Annotated in this window: 17 protein-coding genes; 5 read left to right on the forward strand and 12 right to left on the reverse strand. The window is 63.9% G+C overall.

The features are described 5' to 3' along the window. The first annotated feature begins 78 nt into the window (after window positions 1-78). Together LY284_RS25915 and LY284_RS25920 are read left to right on the forward strand one after the other, a co-directional pair. Window positions 79-1686: an acyl CoA:acetate/3-ketoacid CoA transferase gene (locus tag LY284_RS25915; protein WP_233388814.1), complete on the forward strand. Its 1608-nt coding sequence runs from the start codon at window positions 79-81 to the stop codon at window positions 1684-1686. Next, complete coding sequence (locus LY284_RS25920; protein ID WP_233388816.1) at window positions 1665-2501, forward strand: 3-ketoacyl-ACP reductase; 837 nt, start codon at window positions 1665-1667, stop codon at window positions 2499-2501. Before LY284_RS25915 ends, LY284_RS25920 begins: the two co-directional genes overlap by 22 nt. Window positions 2502-2521: 20 nt before the next feature. On the opposite strand, the gene LY284_RS25925 is transcribed toward LY284_RS25920, so the two are convergent. The 10 genes from LY284_RS25925 to LY284_RS25970 all read right to left on the reverse strand — a co-directional run bounded on the left by LY284_RS25925 (window position 2522) and on the right by LY284_RS25970 (window position 11632). Continuing rightward, window positions 2522-3337: an IclR family transcriptional regulator gene (locus LY284_RS25925; protein WP_233388818.1), complete on the reverse strand. Its 816-nt coding sequence runs from the start codon at window positions 3335-3337 to the stop codon at window positions 2522-2524. Between the two features lie 22 nt (window positions 3338-3359). Beyond that, complete coding sequence (locus LY284_RS25930; RefSeq protein WP_233388821.1) at window positions 3360-4163, reverse strand: shikimate dehydrogenase; 804 nt, start codon at window positions 4161-4163, stop codon at window positions 3360-3362. Continuing rightward, window positions 4160-5782: an acyl CoA:acetate/3-ketoacid CoA transferase gene (locus LY284_RS25935; RefSeq protein ID WP_233388823.1), complete on the reverse strand. Its 1623-nt coding sequence runs from the start codon at window positions 5780-5782 to the stop codon at window positions 4160-4162. The genes LY284_RS25930 and LY284_RS25935 overlap by 4 nt, the downstream gene beginning before the upstream one ends. 69 nt (window positions 5783-5851) lie before the next feature. After that, window positions 5852-6703 carry a fumarylacetoacetate hydrolase family protein gene (locus LY284_RS25940; protein WP_233388825.1) on the reverse strand — a complete coding sequence of 284 codons (852 nt, stop codon included), beginning with the start codon at window positions 6701-6703 and terminating at the stop codon, window positions 5852-5854. Window positions 6704-6734: 31 nt separating this feature from the next. Beyond that, the gene (locus tag LY284_RS25945; RefSeq protein WP_233388827.1) at window positions 6735-7475 is read right to left on the reverse strand and encodes a hypothetical protein; all 741 of its coding nucleotides are present in this window, start codon (window positions 7473-7475) and stop codon (window positions 6735-6737) included. A 16-nt stretch (window positions 7476-7491) separates the two neighbouring features. After that, complete coding sequence (locus LY284_RS25950) at window positions 7492-8286, reverse strand: enoyl-CoA hydratase/isomerase family protein (protein ID WP_233388829.1); 795 nt, start codon at window positions 8284-8286, stop codon at window positions 7492-7494. A 22-nt stretch (window positions 8287-8308) separates the two neighbouring features. Next, window positions 8309-9160 (reverse strand): ABC transporter ATP-binding protein, encoded by an 852-nt coding sequence (locus LY284_RS25955; RefSeq protein ID WP_053571956.1) that lies wholly within the window; start codon window positions 9158-9160, stop codon window positions 8309-8311. Next, entirely contained in the window at window positions 9157-9681 is a 525-nt protein-coding gene (locus LY284_RS25960; protein WP_233388832.1) for a MaoC/PaaZ C-terminal domain-containing protein, read from the reverse strand. Before LY284_RS25960 ends, LY284_RS25955 begins: the two co-directional genes overlap by 4 nt. Before the next feature lie 13 nt (window positions 9682-9694). Next, window positions 9695-10702, reverse strand: a complete 1008-nt coding sequence (locus tag LY284_RS25965; RefSeq protein WP_233388834.1) for an ABC transporter substrate-binding protein — start codon at window positions 10700-10702, stop codon at window positions 9695-9697. 69 nt (window positions 10703-10771) lie between these two features. Beyond that, window positions 10772-11632 (reverse strand): ABC transporter permease, encoded by an 861-nt coding sequence (locus tag LY284_RS25970; RefSeq protein WP_231927997.1) that lies wholly within the window; start codon window positions 11630-11632, stop codon window positions 10772-10774. A 238-nt stretch (window positions 11633-11870) separates the two neighbouring features. Here LY284_RS25970 and LY284_RS25975 point away from each other — a divergent pair, with 238 nt between their 5' ends. Beyond that, window positions 11871-12962, forward strand: coding sequence for a LacI family DNA-binding transcriptional regulator (locus tag LY284_RS25975; protein WP_233388836.1), 1092 nt, complete (start codon window positions 11871-11873; stop codon window positions 12960-12962). Between the two features lie 3 nt (window positions 12963-12965). Here the strand turns inward: LY284_RS25975 and gcvA are convergent, their stop codons facing one another. Further along, entirely contained in the window at window positions 12966-13880 is a 915-nt protein-coding gene (gene gcvA / locus LY284_RS25980) for a transcriptional regulator GcvA (RefSeq protein ID WP_233388838.1), read from the reverse strand. A gap of 61 nt (window positions 13881-13941) precedes the next feature. Further along, a complete protein-coding gene (locus tag LY284_RS25985) occupies window positions 13942-14688 on the reverse strand; it encodes an SDR family oxidoreductase (RefSeq protein WP_014251847.1) in 747 nt (248 codons plus the stop codon). Window positions 14689-14877: 189 nt separating this feature from the next. On the opposite strand from LY284_RS25985, the gene LY284_RS25990 reads away from it, so the two are divergent. Continuing rightward, the gene (locus tag LY284_RS25990) at window positions 14878-15246 is read left to right on the forward strand and encodes a helix-turn-helix transcriptional regulator (protein WP_041733191.1); all 369 of its coding nucleotides are present in this window, start codon (window positions 14878-14880) and stop codon (window positions 15244-15246) included. After that, window positions 15224-15736, forward strand: a complete 513-nt coding sequence (locus tag LY284_RS25995) for an SRPBCC family protein (RefSeq protein WP_233388840.1) — start codon at window positions 15224-15226, stop codon at window positions 15734-15736. Before LY284_RS25990 ends, LY284_RS25995 begins: the two co-directional genes overlap by 23 nt. Window positions 15737-15747 lie beyond the last annotated feature (11 nt).

Consider the following 15747-nt stretch of genomic DNA (forward strand, 5'->3'; position numbering starts at 1 on the left):
GCTAGTCGAATACCCTTATGGAGCGCGCCACGGTTAAGCCGCGATAATGTTACCGGTTACATTCACCCGGTAGCCTCCATGCAACGAATGACTTCTGAAGAGGCCGCGAGCCTCGTGCGGACTGGCGACTCGGTCCTGATCAGCGGATCGGGCGCCGGGCATGCCGTGCCCGAGGCCTTGCTCGCCGCGCTCGGGCAGCGGTTTCGAACAGAGCACGCGCCGTGCGACCTCACATCGATCAGCGTCGTCGGCATTGGAGACCGCGTTTGCCTCGGCGCCGATCATCTCGCGCAGGCCGGGCTGATCAAGCGTGCCATCTCGGGCGCGCTCATCGACTCGCCCGGCCTCCTGAAGATGGCCGCGGACGATCTCATCGAGGCCTACACCTTGCCGCAGGGCGTGCTTTCGCAGCTCATGCGCGAAATGGCGGGCGGACGGCCGGGGCTGATCACCAAGACCGGGCTCCATACGTTCATCGATCCCCGCCAGCGCGGCGGACGGCAGAGTCCGAGGACGGAAGAGCAACTCGTCGAACTCATGCATCTCGACGGCGAAGAATGGCTGCGCTTCAAGCCGTTTCCCATCGATATCGCGTATCTGCGCGGCACGACAGCCGACGAAGACGGCAATGTCACGATGGAACAGGAAGCCGTGCTGGGCGAGATGCTGGCCATGGCGCAGGCCACGCGCCGGGCAGGCGGCGTGGTCGTCGTGCAGGTCAAACGCATGGCGCGCGCCGGCACGCTGCCCCCCAAGCAGGTGAAGATTCCGGGCATTCTCGTCGACTTCGTCGTCGTCGAACCGGAACAGCGTCAGACGTATGCCACGTACTACGACCCGAGCTATTCGGGCGAATTGCGCGTGCCGGTCGATGAGATCAAACCGATTCCGTTCGGCCCGCGCAAGGTCATCGTGAGGCGCGCGGCCATGGAGCTGTATCCGTCGGCCATCTGCAATCTCGGCGCGGGCGTCTCGACGGGCCTCTCGACGGTCGCAGCGGAAGAAGGATTGCTCGACGCCGTCGTGCTCACGAACGAGCAAGGACTCATCGGCGGCGCGCCGATCACGGGCCGCGACTCGGGCGGTGCGCAGAACTTCGCCGCCATGATCGAGCAAACGTCCCAGTTCGATTTCTACGACGGCGGCGGTCTCGATCTCGCGTTCCTCTCCTTTGCCGAAGTCGATGCGAAAGGAAACGTCAATATCAGCCGCTTCGGCGACAAGATCGTCGGCGTGGGCGGCTTCGTCAATATCAGCCAGAACGCCAAGCGCGTGATTTTCAGCGGCACGTTCACCGCGGGCGGTCTGGACGTGCGGTGGAACGACGGCCGCGCGACCATCATTCAGGAAGGACGGCACCGCAAGTTTGTCGGCGCGCTGGAGCAGATTTCCTATCACGCGGCATTCGCCCACCAGCGCGGGAATTCGGCATTGTTCGTGACCGAGCGCGCCGTTTTTCGGGTGGGCGCAGCGGGTCTGGAATTGATCGAGATCGCGCCCGGCATCGATCTCGAGCGCGATGTCTTCGGCCAAATGGCCTTCAGGACGCCGATCGCTCCCGACTTGCGGGAGATGGATGTTCGAATCTTCGGCGCGGGCCCCATGGGTCTCGCCGAGGATATGTCGCGTAAGGCGCGGCGCTATCGTTCCGAACGCGTGGCGCAATGGTCGCGCACGCATGCCTGAGCGAGGGCTATAACGTGACCGGGATCCACGAGACCGACGAAGACGCATCGTCCCGCGTTGCCTTGGTGACGGGCGGCAGACGCGGCCTCGGCAGCGCCATCGCAAAAGCATTGGCCGTTGCCGGCTTCGATATCGCCATTGCAGACCTGGTGTGCGACGACGATGCAAAAGAAACGCTGCAGGCCATTCGATCTCACGGCCGTCGCGCGGCTTTCTTCGAAGCCGATATCGCCGACATCGATCGGCATGATGCATTGCTGGACAGGGTTCAGGCGTCGCTGGGCGACACGGCCTGCCTCGTGAATAACGCGGGGATCAGTGTAGAAACGCGAGGCGATCTGCTGGACGTGACGCCGCAGAGTTTCGACAGGCTCATCGACGTCAACCTGCGAGGGACGTTCTTTCTGTCGCAGAAACTGGCGCGCCGTTTTGCTCGCGAGACCTCGCCTCGTCATCGCTCGCGGTCGATCATCAACATCTCTTCGGCGAATGCCTTTCTGATTGCCACCAATCGCGCCGAGTACTGCATTTCCAAGTCCGCGATCACGACATTGACCAAGCTGTTCGCGGCCCGGCTGGCGGAGCTCGACATTCCGGTCTACGAGGTTCGGCCGGGCATCTTTCCGACCCACATGACCGAAGTCGCGAAGGCCGATTACGACGCGAGAATCGCGCGCGGCTTTTCACCCGTTGCGAGATGGGGGCGCGAAGAAGAACTCGCGAAGGCGGTCGCCTCGCTGGCGACAGGCTGCTTCTCGTTCTGCACCGGCGAAGCGATTCATATCGATGGCGGGCTGCACATTCACCGCGTGTAAGCGGCCCCTTTACTGGCGGCTCACGCGGCGATCATCGTGTTCGCGCTGGGCAGCTTGCTCGAACGCGTGCGCAACGGCCAGAACGACGCAAGTTCGGTCGCGGCCTGAATGACCAAGGGCGCCATCTCCGCGATGCGCGCTTCCGTCATCCGCGCGCCGGGCCCGGCCACGCTCACCACGCCCAGCGCGGGCCCGCCCTCGGGCGGACGAATGGCCGCCGCGAGCGCACTGACGCCCGGCTCGCCTTCGTTGACCGCAATGCCATAGCCGCGCCGCCGCGTCGCTTCGATTTCCTGCAAGAGCGCATCCAGTGAGCGGATGACGTTGGGCCCGTACTTGTCGGAATCGCCGAATCCCACGCGCAGCACGTTCTCCGCGGCCTGCTCGGTGGGCAAGGTCGCGAGCCAGGCCTTGCCGGTCGCCGTTGCGTGCAGCGGGACGGTATTGCTGTCGAGCGTGGGCTGATAGAGCAGCCCGCCCGTCGCGCCTTGTGCGTGCGCGACCCAGGTCAGCGAAGAACCGTCCACCACGGCCAGACGGACGAATTCGCGGGACGCACCGGCCAGACGATCAACCAGCGGCTGACAGATATCCGGGATGCCGGTCGCCACGAAAAATCGCTGCCCCAGTATCGCGAGGCGCATCGAAAGCCGGTAGAAGCCGGTCTCGGCGTCCTGTTCGGCCCATCCGAGATCGACCAGCGTCGCGAGCAACCGGTGCGCGCCACTCTTCGCCAGGCTTAGCCGCGTCGCGATCTCACCTAGCGGCATCGCGACGGCGCCGTCGGCTAGCAGTTCAATGATGTCCAGGCAGCGCTCTGCGGGAATGTGAGCCATATGAATCTCGGTCAAGAAAAAACTAGGTGCGCGCAACGAAGAAATTCATGATTGCGCCGATCTGGCCGGAATGCATGTCCCGGCCGTCCGCCCACTGACAGCCACGATCGAGAGCTTGTTGAATGAACGCTGTCGGAGAAGAGGACAGCACCACGTCGCCGATCAGGGTGTCCGCGGTCACGGCGCCCAGATCGCCCGGCAAGCCGTCGCCGGGACGCATGCCCACGGGCGACGCGTTCACGATCATGTCGATATCGCCGCGAACGGCCTCCGCGGGCTGTACGTCGCACTCGGGAAAGGCTTTCGACATCGCTGCGACGAGCGCGTGCGTCTGCCCGAGGTCCGGGTTGACGATACGGATCGACTGGACGCCTGCGTTGGCGAGCGCACAGGCGATCGCGCTGCCTGCCCCGCCCGCGCCAAACTGCAGCACGCGCCGGCCGCGCACGCGCGCGCCTTTCGCGAGCAGGCCGCGGACGAAGCCTTCGCCGTCGAACATGTCGCCCGTCCACGAACCGTCGGGCTCACGCCGCAGCGCATTCACCGCGCCGATGCAGGAAGCCGTGGGCCCCAGGCGGTCCGCGTAGGCCGCCACGCGCGCTTTCAGAGGCGCCGTAACCAGCAGGCCGTCGAGATTGCCCAACGCCATGAGCGCCGGAACGATCTCTTCGCACCGCTCGGCCGGTACGTGCATCGGAACCAGAACGGCGTCGATCCCGGCGGACGCGAACTGTTGCGTGTACACCTCCGGCGAGCGCACCTGAACGATCGGATCGCCGACGATGGCAAACAGACGGGTCGCCCCCGTGATAGCAGGCATGCTCATCGCCGGGCACCTCCATCGCGCTGATTATGCCATTGCGCAACACGCCCGGACCGGTAGCGCCGCGCCTTGGCGTGCAAGTGCGCGCCGAGCCCCATCAGCGAGGGATCGAAGATTCGCGCATCCATTTCCTTCAGTTTCGGCGACACGGCGGGCCTGAAACCCATGTGCGCGATCACGTCGCGCTCCACGTCGATGCCGGGCGCGATCTCGATCAGTTCGAGACCCGCTTCGCCGATCGTGAACACCGCGCGCTCCGTCACGAAGAGCGCGGTCTGCCCCTTGGCGCGCGCCATCGACGCGCTGTAGCAGATCTGCTCCAGCTTCGGCACGAACTTCTGGTGCCGCCCTTCCTGCCGGATGATCGTGCGGCCCTGCTCCCAGCCCACATCGAGATCGCCGGCCGTCAGCGTGCCGCTGAAAACCACGCAGCGGGCGTTCGCGCTGATATTGATGAAACCGCCCACGCCGATGATCTTCTCGCCGAACCGGGAGACGTTGACATTGCCTTGCGCATCGACTTCCGCGAAGGAGAGAAACGCGACATCCAGCCCACCGCCATCGTAAAAATCGAACTGCGAGGGTTGCTCGATCATGGCCGCGAAATTCTGCCCGCCGCCCGAATCGCGTCCGGTGATCGGCGCGCCGCCTATAATCCCTTGTTCGTTGGTCAGATAGACCGCATCGAGCAGTCCTTCTTCGGCGGCCACCGTCGAGAGGCCGGTCGATACGCCCGCGCCCAGATTGCAGATCGCGCCCGGAAACAGCTCCATGGCCGCGCGTCTGACGATGACCTTGCGGGGACCGAACGGCAGCGGCTTGATGCCCTCGACAGGAATGCGCAGTTCGCCGGAGTAGCTCGGGTCGTAGTACGTCGCATACGTCTGCCGCTGCTCGGCATCCACGACCACGAAGTCCACCAGAATGCCGGGAATTTTCACCTGCTTGGCGGGCAAGGTGCCGCGTCTCGCCATGCGCTTGACCTGCACCACGACGATGCCGCCCGCGCGGCGCGTCGCTTGCGCCATCGCGAGCATTTCGCCGAGAACGGCCTCTTCTTCCATCGTGACGTTGCCGTCTTCGTCGGCTGTCGTGCCGCGCAGAAACGCGACGTTGACCGGCACGGGCTTGAAGAACAGCCACTCCTCGCCCGCGAGGTTCACGACTTCGACAAAGTCTTCGGGCGTGCACGGACTCTGCCGCGCGCCTTGCTGGCGTGGATCGACGAACGTGCCGAGACCCGTCTTGGTCAACAGGCCCGGCCGGCCCGCGGCCATATCGCGCATCAGTTGCGAGAGCACGCCTTGCGGCAACGTATAGGCTTCGATCTTGTTTTCCGCGGCCAGACGCACCAGTCCGGGCGAATCGACGAGCGCGCTCGTGATCGCCCGGTGCAACAGGCCTTCGTGCGCCAGATGGCTTGCGCCCAGCGCCGCGCGGTCGCCCACGCCCACGACGCTGACCGACGTGAGTCCCCGTGGTTTGCTCTCTTCCAGGAAACGCCGCTCCACGGCGGCAAGCAATGCTTCCGGCACCGCGTGCCCGCCGCCCGATCCGCTGATGAGAATCGCATCGCCGTCTTCGACGAGTCCCGCTGCTTCGTCCGCTGTTATTCGTTCCATGATCTGCTCAGTGTTTCGTGATCGCCCGAGACGTGCCGGCGGCCCTTCGTGAAGCCGCCCGCGCGTCATTCACTGTTCGCCCCAGCGCAGCACGCGCTGCTCCTGCACACCGAGCCCGTCGATGCCGAGCCGCATGACGTCGCCGGGCTTTAGATACGCTTCCGGCTTCATGCCCAGCCCGACGCCCGGAGGCGTGCCGGTGGTGATGATGTCGCCCGGCTGCAGGACCACGTACTGACTCACGTCCGCGAGAATCTTCGCGATCGAAAAGATCATGTCGCTGGTCGAGGAGTCCTGGATACGCTTGCCGTTCAGTTCGAGCCAGAGGCCCAGGTTCTGCACGTCCGCGATCTCATCGGAGGTGACGAGCCACGGACCGATCGGGCCGAACGTGGGGCACATCTTGCCTTTTTGCCACTGCCCGCTTCGTTCGAGCTGGAACTCGCGCTCCGACACATCGTTGCAGATGAAATAGCCCGCGATGTAATCGAGCGCCTCCGATTCCGCCACGTAGTGCGCGCGCTTGCCGACCACGAAAGCCAGTTCCACTTCCCAATCGGTTTTCGTCGAACCCTTGGGCAGCAATACGGGATCGCTCGGACCGGAAACGCAGGACGGCGCCTTGCTGAAGATGATCGGGTCGGTCGGAATCGGCGCGTTCGTTTCGATGGCGTGCTGCACGTAGTTCAGCCCGATCGCGAGAAACAGCCCCGGCTGGCCGACGCACGGCCCGAGCCGCGTGCCGATTGCTACGACCGGCAGGCTCTGCGTGTCGATCGATTGCAATGACTGAAGGCCATCGGCGGCGAAGAAGGCCGCATCGAAATCCTTGCAGTGCGCGCTGAGATCGCGGATCTGACCTTGAGCGTCGATGATGCCCGGGCGCTCCTGGCCGGGTTGTCCGTGTCTGACGAGTTTCATGGGAGGTTCTCTTTCAGGTTATCGGGAAGGGTCAAAGCGCTGCCGTGGCGGTCGCCAGCCGGCAAATCTCCATCGAATACGTCGTGCCGTCGGCGCGCACCTTCGCGCCCAGTGACGCCAGCTTTTGCGTGTCGAGCAGCGCACGCGCGCTTTCGGCCGCCTGCGGCGTCGTGGTTTCGATCAGCACGACCCATGCGGGCACGTCGAACGCGCGCGTGCTCGACTCAGCCGTGTCGATATGGCTGCCGGATTGATCCGCCATATACAGATGACACGCGACGACGCTCGTGAGCGCCGCCGCGCGGGGAAACGCCTCCGCACACAAATAGGCTTTCATCGCTTCGGCCTGCTGCGCGGGCACGTCCAGGCGCAAGGCGAGCACATGGCCGCCGCTGCTGGAGCCGACCGAATGAACGATCCGGCAGACCGCGCGCGAGGTGTTGCGGAAGTAACGCAACGTGTCAACGGTCGCGGGCGTCGGCGTGTTCAGGCGTTCGAGATAGGCCGGCGACACCACGACATCGAGATCGGCGGCCTCGTACATCGTCAGCCATTCGGGCGAATGCCCCGGCCGCACGTAGCGGCGTCCACGCCGGAAGCCCGGAATGGCAAGGCGTTCGGGAATGTGCTCCTTGTCGTGCCATTCGTAGAACTGCTCGCGTCCCGCGGACACCACGTCGTTCCAGACGAGCACGGCGCCTTCGCCGAGCAGCGCTTGGTCGGCCGCTCGAACGTTTTCAGTAGTACCAATTTCAGAGTTCAGTTCGCTCATGATTTTTGCCTGACGTTCAGTGACCTTCGAAGGACGGCGCGCGTTTCGCGAAGAACGCGTCGACACCCTCGTGCAGGTCCCGGCTGTCAAAGATCTTCTGAAGCGCGACGGTCGACATCGACAGGCCGGCATCGAGCGGATAGTCCTGCGCCGCATCGACGAGCTGCTTCGCGAGGCGATTCGACACCGGCCCGCGCGCGGCGATCGTCCGGGCGAGTTCGAGCGCGGCGTCGAATGCCGATCCGTCCTTCGCCACCTGATTGATCAATCCCCACGACAGCGCCTGATCGCACTCGATGATCTCGCCGGCGAACAACATCTGCTTCGCGCGGGCCGGACCCACCAGGCGTGTGAGCCTCAGCGCGCCGCTGCCGGCCAGTCCGCCCAGACGCGATTCGGTGAGGCCCATCGTCACGCCGTGTCGCGCGACGCGAAGATCGCAGGCCAGCGCGAGTTCCAGACCGCCGCCAAGCGCCGCGCCATCGATCGCCGCGATGGTCGGCATCGGCAGACGGGCGAGCTGACGCAGCACCATGTCTTCGAAAAGGATCTTCTTTTCGCTGGCATGCTCGCGGATTTGGGCGAATTCCCGGATGTCGCTTCCCGCGCAAAACGCCCGCGACTGGCTGCCGTGCAGGATCAGGCAGCGAACATCGGGCAGCGCCGAAACGGCCGAAAACGCTTCGTTCAACTCGCGCAGCAAGTCGGCCGTGACCAGATTGAGCGGCCCGTGACTGATGCCCACCGTGGCGATGAAGCCCTCCACTTCGGTCGTGACCAGCCGGTCGCGCGTGTGCGTTGCTGTGCTCATGTCGTCCTGTCGATGGCTGGGTTCACGATGCGGCGGTGCTGGCCTTGGGCACTTCGATGCCGTGCAGCACGCCCATGCGCTCGAAATGCCCGTAGATGCGGTCCACGTAGGCCGCGAATTCCGGCGCATCGCCAAGCACGATGGGCCTCGGGCGCGGTAGATCGACCGTGATCTCGTCGACGACTTCGCCGGGGTTCGGGCTCATCACGAAGATGCGGTCCGACAAGCCCACGGCCTCTTCCACGCTGTGCGTAATGAACACCACGGTAGGCCGGCGACGCAGCCACAGCGCCTCGAGATCCATCCGCACCTGAAGTCTCGTCAAGGCGTCCAGCGCGCCGAACGGCTCATCCATGAGAATCACGGACGGCTCGTGCACCAGCGTTCTCACGAGCGAAACGCGCTGCCGCATGCCGCCCGAGAGCTGGCGCGGATATTTCTGCATCGCATGCGTCAGACGCAGTTGCTCGAACAGATCTTTGGCGCGCGCCTCGATCTTCTTCCTCGGCAAGCCGCGAATGTCGGCTTGCAGCATCACGTTCTCGAGCGCGGTTCTGAATTCGAGCAGCAGGTGATCCTGGAACGCGATGCCGACATCGGTGATCGGCTTCGTGACCGGTTTGCCGCCCACCAGAATGTCGCCCTGGCTCTGCTTGAGCAGTCCGGCCACCATCAGCATCAGGGTGCTCTTGCCGCAACCCGACGGGCCCACGATCGAGACGAATTCGCCCGGATGGATGTCGATACTGACTTCCCTGAGCGCCTGAAACGGCTTGTCGCTGTCTTCGCCGAACGTCTTCGCGACGTGCCGGATACTGATCGGCACGCCCGACCGGGCCGCGACGTCCTGCTGTTCTGCGGTCTGACTGCTCATGACTTGCGCTCCTCGCTGGTTCCGTCAGACGCGTTGCTTGCGGCGACGGCGGAAAGCGGCACCTTGGACAGCAGCAATGCCTTCTTCCCTTTTTGCACGACACGATCGTCCTGATCCACCACGGAGACGTCGAAGGTTGCGATGGCCTGCGTCGGCCGCGACTTGCTTTCGCGAAGCTCGCTGATCTCGTAGTTCACGAAGATGGTGTCCCCGACGAAGATGGGATTGAGGAACTTCCATTCGCTGATCCCGAGAAACGCGATCGCCGTTTCGCGCAACTCACCCGTGCGCGCCCACATCAGGCCGTGGGCGTAGGCCAGTCCGAGCATGCCGTGCGCCACGCGGCGGCCGAACTGACTGGCCTTCGCGTAGACGTCGCTCGTATGCAGTTCGGAAAAGTCGCCTGTCAGCCCGGCGAATCCGACGAGGTCGGCATCGGTGATCGTGCGCCCAGGGCTACGGAACGTGAGCCCGACTTCGAGATCGGCATAGCGCAAGCCTGTGTTTCGATATTCAGTCATGTCAATCCTCGATTCACTTGCAGGGACGCATTGCCGATGCCGGCGGAAGGAAGTCGTTCGTGTAGTACGACTTCGGGTCGCGCCCCGCCGGCAGCAGACCGACCTGCGAGAGCAGATCCTGCGTCTTCACCCATTGCGCGTCTTCCGCCTTGCCGATGAATTTCGCGCCGCCGCTGCAGAACAAAGGCGTGATCGCCGCCATTTCGGCCGTGGCCGTCTTTTCCGACATATTCGGGAACACCGCCTTCAGATCCTTGACGGCCTTGGCGGGGTTATCGAGCGCGAAGCTCCAGCCTTTCAGGCTCGCGGCGATAAACTTCTTGACGACGTCCGCGTTGTCCTTGAGGTAGGCGTCGTTGGCGAAAATCGACGTGCTGACGGTCGGCACGCCGTAATCCGCAAAGCGGAAGTTCGTCAGTTGCGCGCCCTGCGCTTCGAGCTGGATCTGGTACGAGTCGATCGAGCCGAGAATGGCATCGACCTGGCCCTGAAGCAGCGTCGGCACCATCGACGTCAGCGGCATATTGGTCAGATTGACGTCCGATTCCTTGAGCCCGTTGGCTTTCAGGAAGAGCGGGAGCATCGTCGTCTGCGACGACCCCGACGGCACGCCCACTTTCTTGCCGACGAGATCCTTGATGGAATTGATGTTCGACTTCTTCAGCGCCGAGACTTCGTTGGGATTGGACTGATAGATCGTCGAGATCACTTTCATCGGCGCGCCCTTCGCGATGAGCTGACTCACCGCGACGGCATCGGCATAACCGATCTGCACGCGGTTCGTGGCGACGAGCTGGGCGGTCGTGCCCGACCCATTGCCTTCGACCAGCGTCACATCGAGACCGGCTTCCTTGTAGTAGCCCTCGGTGAGCGCGGCTGCGAATCCCGCATTCGCGCCTCCCGCGACCCAGTTCAGTTGAAACGTGACGGGGGTCGCGGCGAGCGCGACGCCGTCGACGCCGATAAGCAACGCTGACGACACAGCGCTTGCGACCAGCAGGCGGCTGATGAAACGACGCATCTTTTAGTCTCCTTGACTTCCGATATGGGATCGGCCGTTTCCGGCCGTGCATTCAATCCGATTCGCGCATCAATTCTTGTCCCGCTGCCACGGCGTCATGGCCCATTCGGCGAACTCGACGATGTAGTTGATCGCAATGCCGATGAACGTGAGGACCGCGATCACCGCGAAGGTCAGGCCGATATCCAGCGTGCTCGTGCCGCGCAGCAGCACATAGCCCAGCCCCTTGTTCGCCCCGACGAACTCGGCGACGATCGCGGCCGTGGCGGCGATGGTGGCGGACGTCTTGATGCCCGAGAAGATCACCGGCAGCGCGGCGGGAAAGCGCAGGTAGCGGAACGTCTGCCACGAGCTGGCGCCCATGGACTGCGTGAGGTAGAGCAGCCGGTTGTCGAGAATCTGAAAGCCGCTGATGCTCGCCAGCAGCAGCGGGAAGAAGGTCATCAGCACGGTCAGCAGCACCTTCGACTCCATGCCGAAGCCAAGCCACACGAGAAACAGCGGCGCAACCGCGATCTTCGGTACGAGCTGCAGGAACATGAGCGGCGGATACACCACCTGCTTGGCGAGCGGCGACAACGCGATCACGAGCCCCACGGGAATCGCGGTCACGATCGTCAATCCGAAGCCCCAGACGATTTCCGTCACCGTGACGATCGAGTTGGTCCAGAGCTGCGGATATTCCTCGACGAGCCGCGAGAAAACCAGGCCCGGTCCCGGCATGACATAGGGCGGAATGTCGAAGAGACGGACCGCCGCCGCCCAGATGGCGATGATCGCGACGAACGTCAGCGGCGGCAGCATGTTCCAGCCGATGCGCCTGATCTTGCGCATGCCGGAGGACCGACGCGGCACGGGGCGTTCATCGGCTGCTGGCTGCCCCGCGTTTCGGCTTTGTAGACCGTCGACCTGGCGCGAAGATAACTTCATGGACATCGGTGTCTCCTTCTGCGAGTGGCGTGCAAAACGTTCGTTCAAACCGCTCTGAGGCGGCGAACGCGGCAAGATCTTACGTCGTTCGTTGATTGAACTGTATTCCATCTTGAATATTTGATGGGTAGGGAATTTCCCGTATCGCCCATTTCTATAGGGTTTACCCGCGTAAGCAATCGACGGTATGGCCGTTGATATACTCGACCACCCCGCGCCCGCCCGACCATTCCTATCCATGGCGAAGAAGAAAGCTGCACCAACAGAAGAAGCCGGGAAGCGTTCACGCGCATCGGGCGTGACCTTGCGCGATGTCGCGCGCTTTGCCGGCGTGTCATCCGCAACGGTTTCGCGGGTCATGAACAACCCGGACGTCGTATCGGATGAACTGCGCGCGCGCATCATGGTCGCGATCGATCACCTCGGCTGGGTGCCGCACGCGGCCGCGCGCGCGCTCGCCACGCACCGGACCGGCACGATCGGAGCGGTGTTTCCGACCCTGGCGAACGAGCATTTCGCCACCGCGATTCAGAAGCTGCAGGAGTCGCTCGAACGGGCGGGCTATACGCTGCTGCTCGCGTGTTCCGAGTACGACCTCGAACGCGAATATCGGCAGGTCAGAACGATGCTCGAACGCGGCGTCGACGCCGTCGTGCTCGTGGGCGAAGCGCATCATCAGGATTTGCAACCATTGCTTTCGCAGCGGCGGATTCCCTTCGTCAACACGTTCGTGTATCGGGAAGGCAGCGAGTCGTTGTGCGTCGGCGTGGACAACCATCAGGCCTTTTTCGACTTCACCACGTATCTCGTCGGCCTGGGGCATCGTCGTTTTGCAATGCTTTCGCAAGACTCCGATACCAATGACCGGGTGCGCGCCCGGCGCGAAGGCGTGCGCGATGCCCTCGCCGAACATGGACTGGGCATATCCGCCGCTCACATGGTCGAGGGCTTCTGGGGCGCGCGAGTCGGGCGGCAGCTTTTTTCGAAAGTGATGAGCACGCCGCATCCGCCGACCGTGGTGATCTGCGGCAACGGTTCTTTTGCGATGGGCGCGATGCTCGAAGCCATGCAACGCGGTTACGACATCCCTCGCGACTTGAGTCTCGTCGGCTTCGACGATTTCGAACTGATGTCGGAACTGCCCATACCGATCACCACCGTGCGCGTTCCGAGCGCCGAAATCGGGACGCTCGCCGCCGGGATGATCCTCGCGGAGCTGGCGGAAAAGGGCAGCGCGCGCAGCGTCAAATGCGAGGCGGAGATCATCGTGAGAGCGTCTTCCGGCGCGCCGCCGAACGCGCGTCGAAAACGCGGCGTGGCGGACCGATAACATTCATCCGATCGCGACTTCCTCGAGCAGCCAGTCCTTGAAGGCGATCACCGCCGCGCTCTCGCTGCTTTCTTTTCGATGGACGAGGTAGTACGTCAGTTCACAGCTCTGCACGGCGTCGAATGGCCGCACGAGACGGCCCTCCGCGAGATCGCGCGCCACGAGTGTCGTGCGGCCGAGCGCGACGCCGTTGCCGGAAATCGCCGTCTGGATGCTCATGGCCGAGTCGTTCAGCCGGAGTCCACGATCGGTGTCCACGCCATCGCGCACACCGGAGTGCAGGAGCCACGAACGCCATGTCGGAAACACGCCGGACTCGCGCATCGACGTGTCGTGAATCAATGGGTGATGCTTGAGATCGAGCGGGGTCTTCAACGCGCCGCGTCCTTTGAGCAGCGTCGGACTGCAGACGGGAAAGAACTCGTCGCGCAACAGAAAGGTCGAGACGAGTTTGGGCCAATTGCCGTCGCCGTATCGAATGCCGACGTCGATACGCTCGGCGGTGAAGTCGACCAGATGCCCGCTGGTATCGATGCGCAGATCGTAATAAGGATGCTTGCGTTGAAACCGCTCGACGCGCCATAGCAGCCATTTATCCGCGAACGCCGGAGGCACCGTGACGGTGAAGGTGATGCGCGACTTGCTCGCCTTCAGCCGCTCGACGGCGCTCGACAGCAGATCGAATCCGCCCTGCAGATCGGCGAGCGCACTGCTTGCGGCATCGGTGAGCGTCAGCCGTGACGCGCCCGATTTGGAACGATGAAACAGCTCCACGCCCAGATAATCTTCCAGCCCGCGAACCAGCTGGCCAACCGCGGCGGGCGTCACGTTCAGCTCCGCGGCCGCCGCCGCATAGCTGAGGTGACGCGCAACCGCTTCGAAAGCTCGCAGTGCGTTGAGATTGGTGGGCGCGCGCATGCAGATCGGGGCAATGGATTCGATGCGGCCACTTTACTCTGCGACACGCCCGGCGCGCGCGTCAGATCTGCGACAGGCCGCCATCGACCACGAGTTCCGCGCCGGTCATGTACGACGCGTCATCGCTTGCGAGGAACAGCACGGCCCGGGCGATCTCGTCCGCCCGGCCGACACGCTTGAGCGGCACGGCGGCGGCGAGCGCTTCGCCGGTCTTGCGCAGTTCGTCTTCACCGAGGCCGAGCTTGCTCGCGAACGGCGTATCGATCGGGCCGGGGCTGACCGCGTTCACGCGAATACCGCGCGGCGCGAGCTCGGCGCCGATCGACCGCACCAGCGAGCGCACCGCCGCCTTGGTCGCCGACAGCACCGAGAGACCGGGCGTCCCGACGCTGTTGAGAAACGAGGTGGTCACGACGATGCTGCCACCATCGCGAAGATACGGCGCGCTCTTCTGGATCGTGAAGAAAAGACCGCTCACGTTCAAGGCGAACTGCTCGTCGAACTGCGCCGGCGTTACGTCGGCGAACGGCGCCGCTGTGCCCGCGCCCGCGTTGGCGAACACGATATCGATCGCGCCGTGGACTTCGATCGCTTCCGCCACCGCGCGGTCGATCTGCGCCGGATCGCGCACATCGGCGCGCAGCACCGTGGCGGCGTCGCCGAGTTCGCGTTGCGCGTCGGCAAGGCGCTTCTCGTTGCTGCCGAAGACGATGACTTTCGCGCCTTCGTCGATGAACAGCCTGGCCGCCGCGAGGCCGATGCCTGACGTACCGCCCGTGACGAGTGCCACCTTGTTTGCGAGTTTCATGATGTCCGTCCTTCGATGTCGTTGAGGAAAAATCGGAAGCAACGCTGCTTTCCGGTGACTCAATGATCGGTCTCCCAAGACGCCGAAGCAAACGAGAAGAAGTGCGCCGCCGGAATAGAAAAACTATCCGGCGAGAAGGCGCTGGTTGTCTGCTTGCCTGTCGCCCATGCGTGTGCAATACTGAACCAAATGGCTCAGTATTCTCAAACAGATCGATTCGACGTCTCCTTCGCCGCGCTCTCCGATCCGACCCGGCGCGGCGTGCTGGAGCAGTTGATGCGCGCCGACGCGTCCGTCACTGACCTCGCCGAGCGCTTCCACATGACGCTGACCGGCATGAGGAAGCACATCGGCATTCTGGAGCGGGCGGAACTCGTCACCACGGAGAAAGTGGGGCGCGTGCGCACCTGCAAGCTGGGTTCGCGCCGTCTGGAAGAGGAGTCGGCCTGGATCGAAAACTACCGCCAGATGTGGGCCGCGCGCTTCGACGCGCTGGACACGGTCATCGAGGAACTCAAACGCAAGGAGCAACGTGATGGTCGCAAAAAGAGAGAATGAACCCTCCCCCACGCGCAACCGCACGACGTCGGAACGCAAGTCCGATCGGGAAATGGTCATCACGCGCGTCTTCGACGCCCCGCCGCGGCTGGTGTTCGAAGCGTGGACCACGCCCGAGCTATTCAGGCAGTGGTGGGTGCCGAAGTCGAGCGGCGCGACCCTGCTTTCGTGCGAACAGAACGTCCGCGTCGGCGGCGGCTATCGCCTTGAATTCGCGCACCCGAAGGCCGCGGCGCCCCTGGCGTTCTTCGGCAAATATCTCGACGTAGTGCCGAACGCCCGCCTCGTCTGGACCAACGAGGAAAGCGAAGACGGCGCCGTGACCACGGTGACCTTCGAAGAGCAGGATGGCAAGACGCTATTGGTGATGCGTGAACTGTATCCGTCGAAGGAAGCGCTCGACGCCGCCATCGAAGGCATGGACGAGGCGATGCCCGAGACCTTCGAGCAACTCGACGCGTTCCTGCTTGCGCGCGGCGCGGGCGCGTAACCAGGCTAAAA

The organism is Caballeronia sp. PC1 (assembly GCF_021353155.1).
GTDB lineage: Bacteria > Pseudomonadota > Gammaproteobacteria > Burkholderiales > Burkholderiaceae > Caballeronia > Caballeronia cordobensis.

What these genes read in the sequence shown, in the direction of transcription:
- LY284_RS25995 (WP_233388840.1), top strand. Translation starts at nt 15,224, where the DNA reads ATGGTCGCAAAAAGAGAGAATGAACCCTCCCCCACGCGCAACCGCACG.
- LY284_RS25975 (WP_233388836.1), top strand. Translation starts at nt 11,871, where the DNA reads ATGGCGAAGAAGAAAGCTGCACCAACAGAAGAAGCCGGGAAGCGTTCA.
- LY284_RS25920 (WP_233388816.1), top strand. Translation starts at nt 1,665, where the DNA reads ATGGTCGCGCACGCATGCCTGAGCGAGGGCTATAACGTGACCGGGATC.
- LY284_RS25990 (WP_041733191.1), top strand. Translation starts at nt 14,878, where the DNA reads ATGGCTCAGTATTCTCAAACAGATCGATTCGACGTCTCCTTCGCCGCG.
- LY284_RS25940 (WP_233388825.1), bottom strand. Translation starts at nt 6,703, where the DNA reads ATGAAACTCGTCAGACACGGACAACCCGGCCAGGAGCGCCCGGGCATC.
- LY284_RS25960 (WP_233388832.1), bottom strand. Translation starts at nt 9,681, where the DNA reads ATGACTGAATATCGAAACACAGGCTTGCGCTATGCCGATCTCGAAGTC.
- LY284_RS25955 (WP_053571956.1), bottom strand. Translation starts at nt 9,160, where the DNA reads ATGAGCAGTCAGACCGCAGAACAGCAGGACGTCGCGGCCCGGTCGGGC.
- LY284_RS25930 (WP_233388821.1), bottom strand. Translation starts at nt 4,163, where the DNA reads ATGAGCATGCCTGCTATCACGGGGGCGACCCGTCTGTTTGCCATCGTC.
- LY284_RS25925 (WP_233388818.1), bottom strand. Translation starts at nt 3,337, where the DNA reads ATGGCTCACATTCCCGCAGAGCGCTGCCTGGACATCATTGAACTGCTA.
- LY284_RS25915 (WP_233388814.1), top strand. Translation starts at nt 79, where the DNA reads ATGCAACGAATGACTTCTGAAGAGGCCGCGAGCCTCGTGCGGACTGGC.
- LY284_RS25945 (WP_233388827.1), bottom strand. Translation starts at nt 7,475, where the DNA reads ATGAGCGAACTGAACTCTGAAATTGGTACTACTGAAAACGTTCGAGCG.
- LY284_RS25970 (WP_231927997.1), bottom strand. Translation starts at nt 11,632, where the DNA reads ATGAAGTTATCTTCGCGCCAGGTCGACGGTCTACAAAGCCGAAACGCG.
- LY284_RS25985 (WP_014251847.1), bottom strand. Translation starts at nt 14,688, where the DNA reads ATGAAACTCGCAAACAAGGTGGCACTCGTCACGGGCGGTACGTCAGGC.
- LY284_RS25950 (WP_233388829.1), bottom strand. Translation starts at nt 8,286, where the DNA reads ATGAGCACAGCAACGCACACGCGCGACCGGCTGGTCACGACCGAAGTG.
- LY284_RS25965 (WP_233388834.1), bottom strand. Translation starts at nt 10,702, where the DNA reads ATGCGTCGTTTCATCAGCCGCCTGCTGGTCGCAAGCGCTGTGTCGTCA.
- gcvA (WP_233388838.1), bottom strand. Translation starts at nt 13,880, where the DNA reads ATGCGCGCGCCCACCAATCTCAACGCACTGCGAGCTTTCGAAGCGGTT.
- LY284_RS25935 (WP_233388823.1), bottom strand. Translation starts at nt 5,782, where the DNA reads ATGGAACGAATAACAGCGGACGAAGCAGCGGGACTCGTCGAAGACGGC.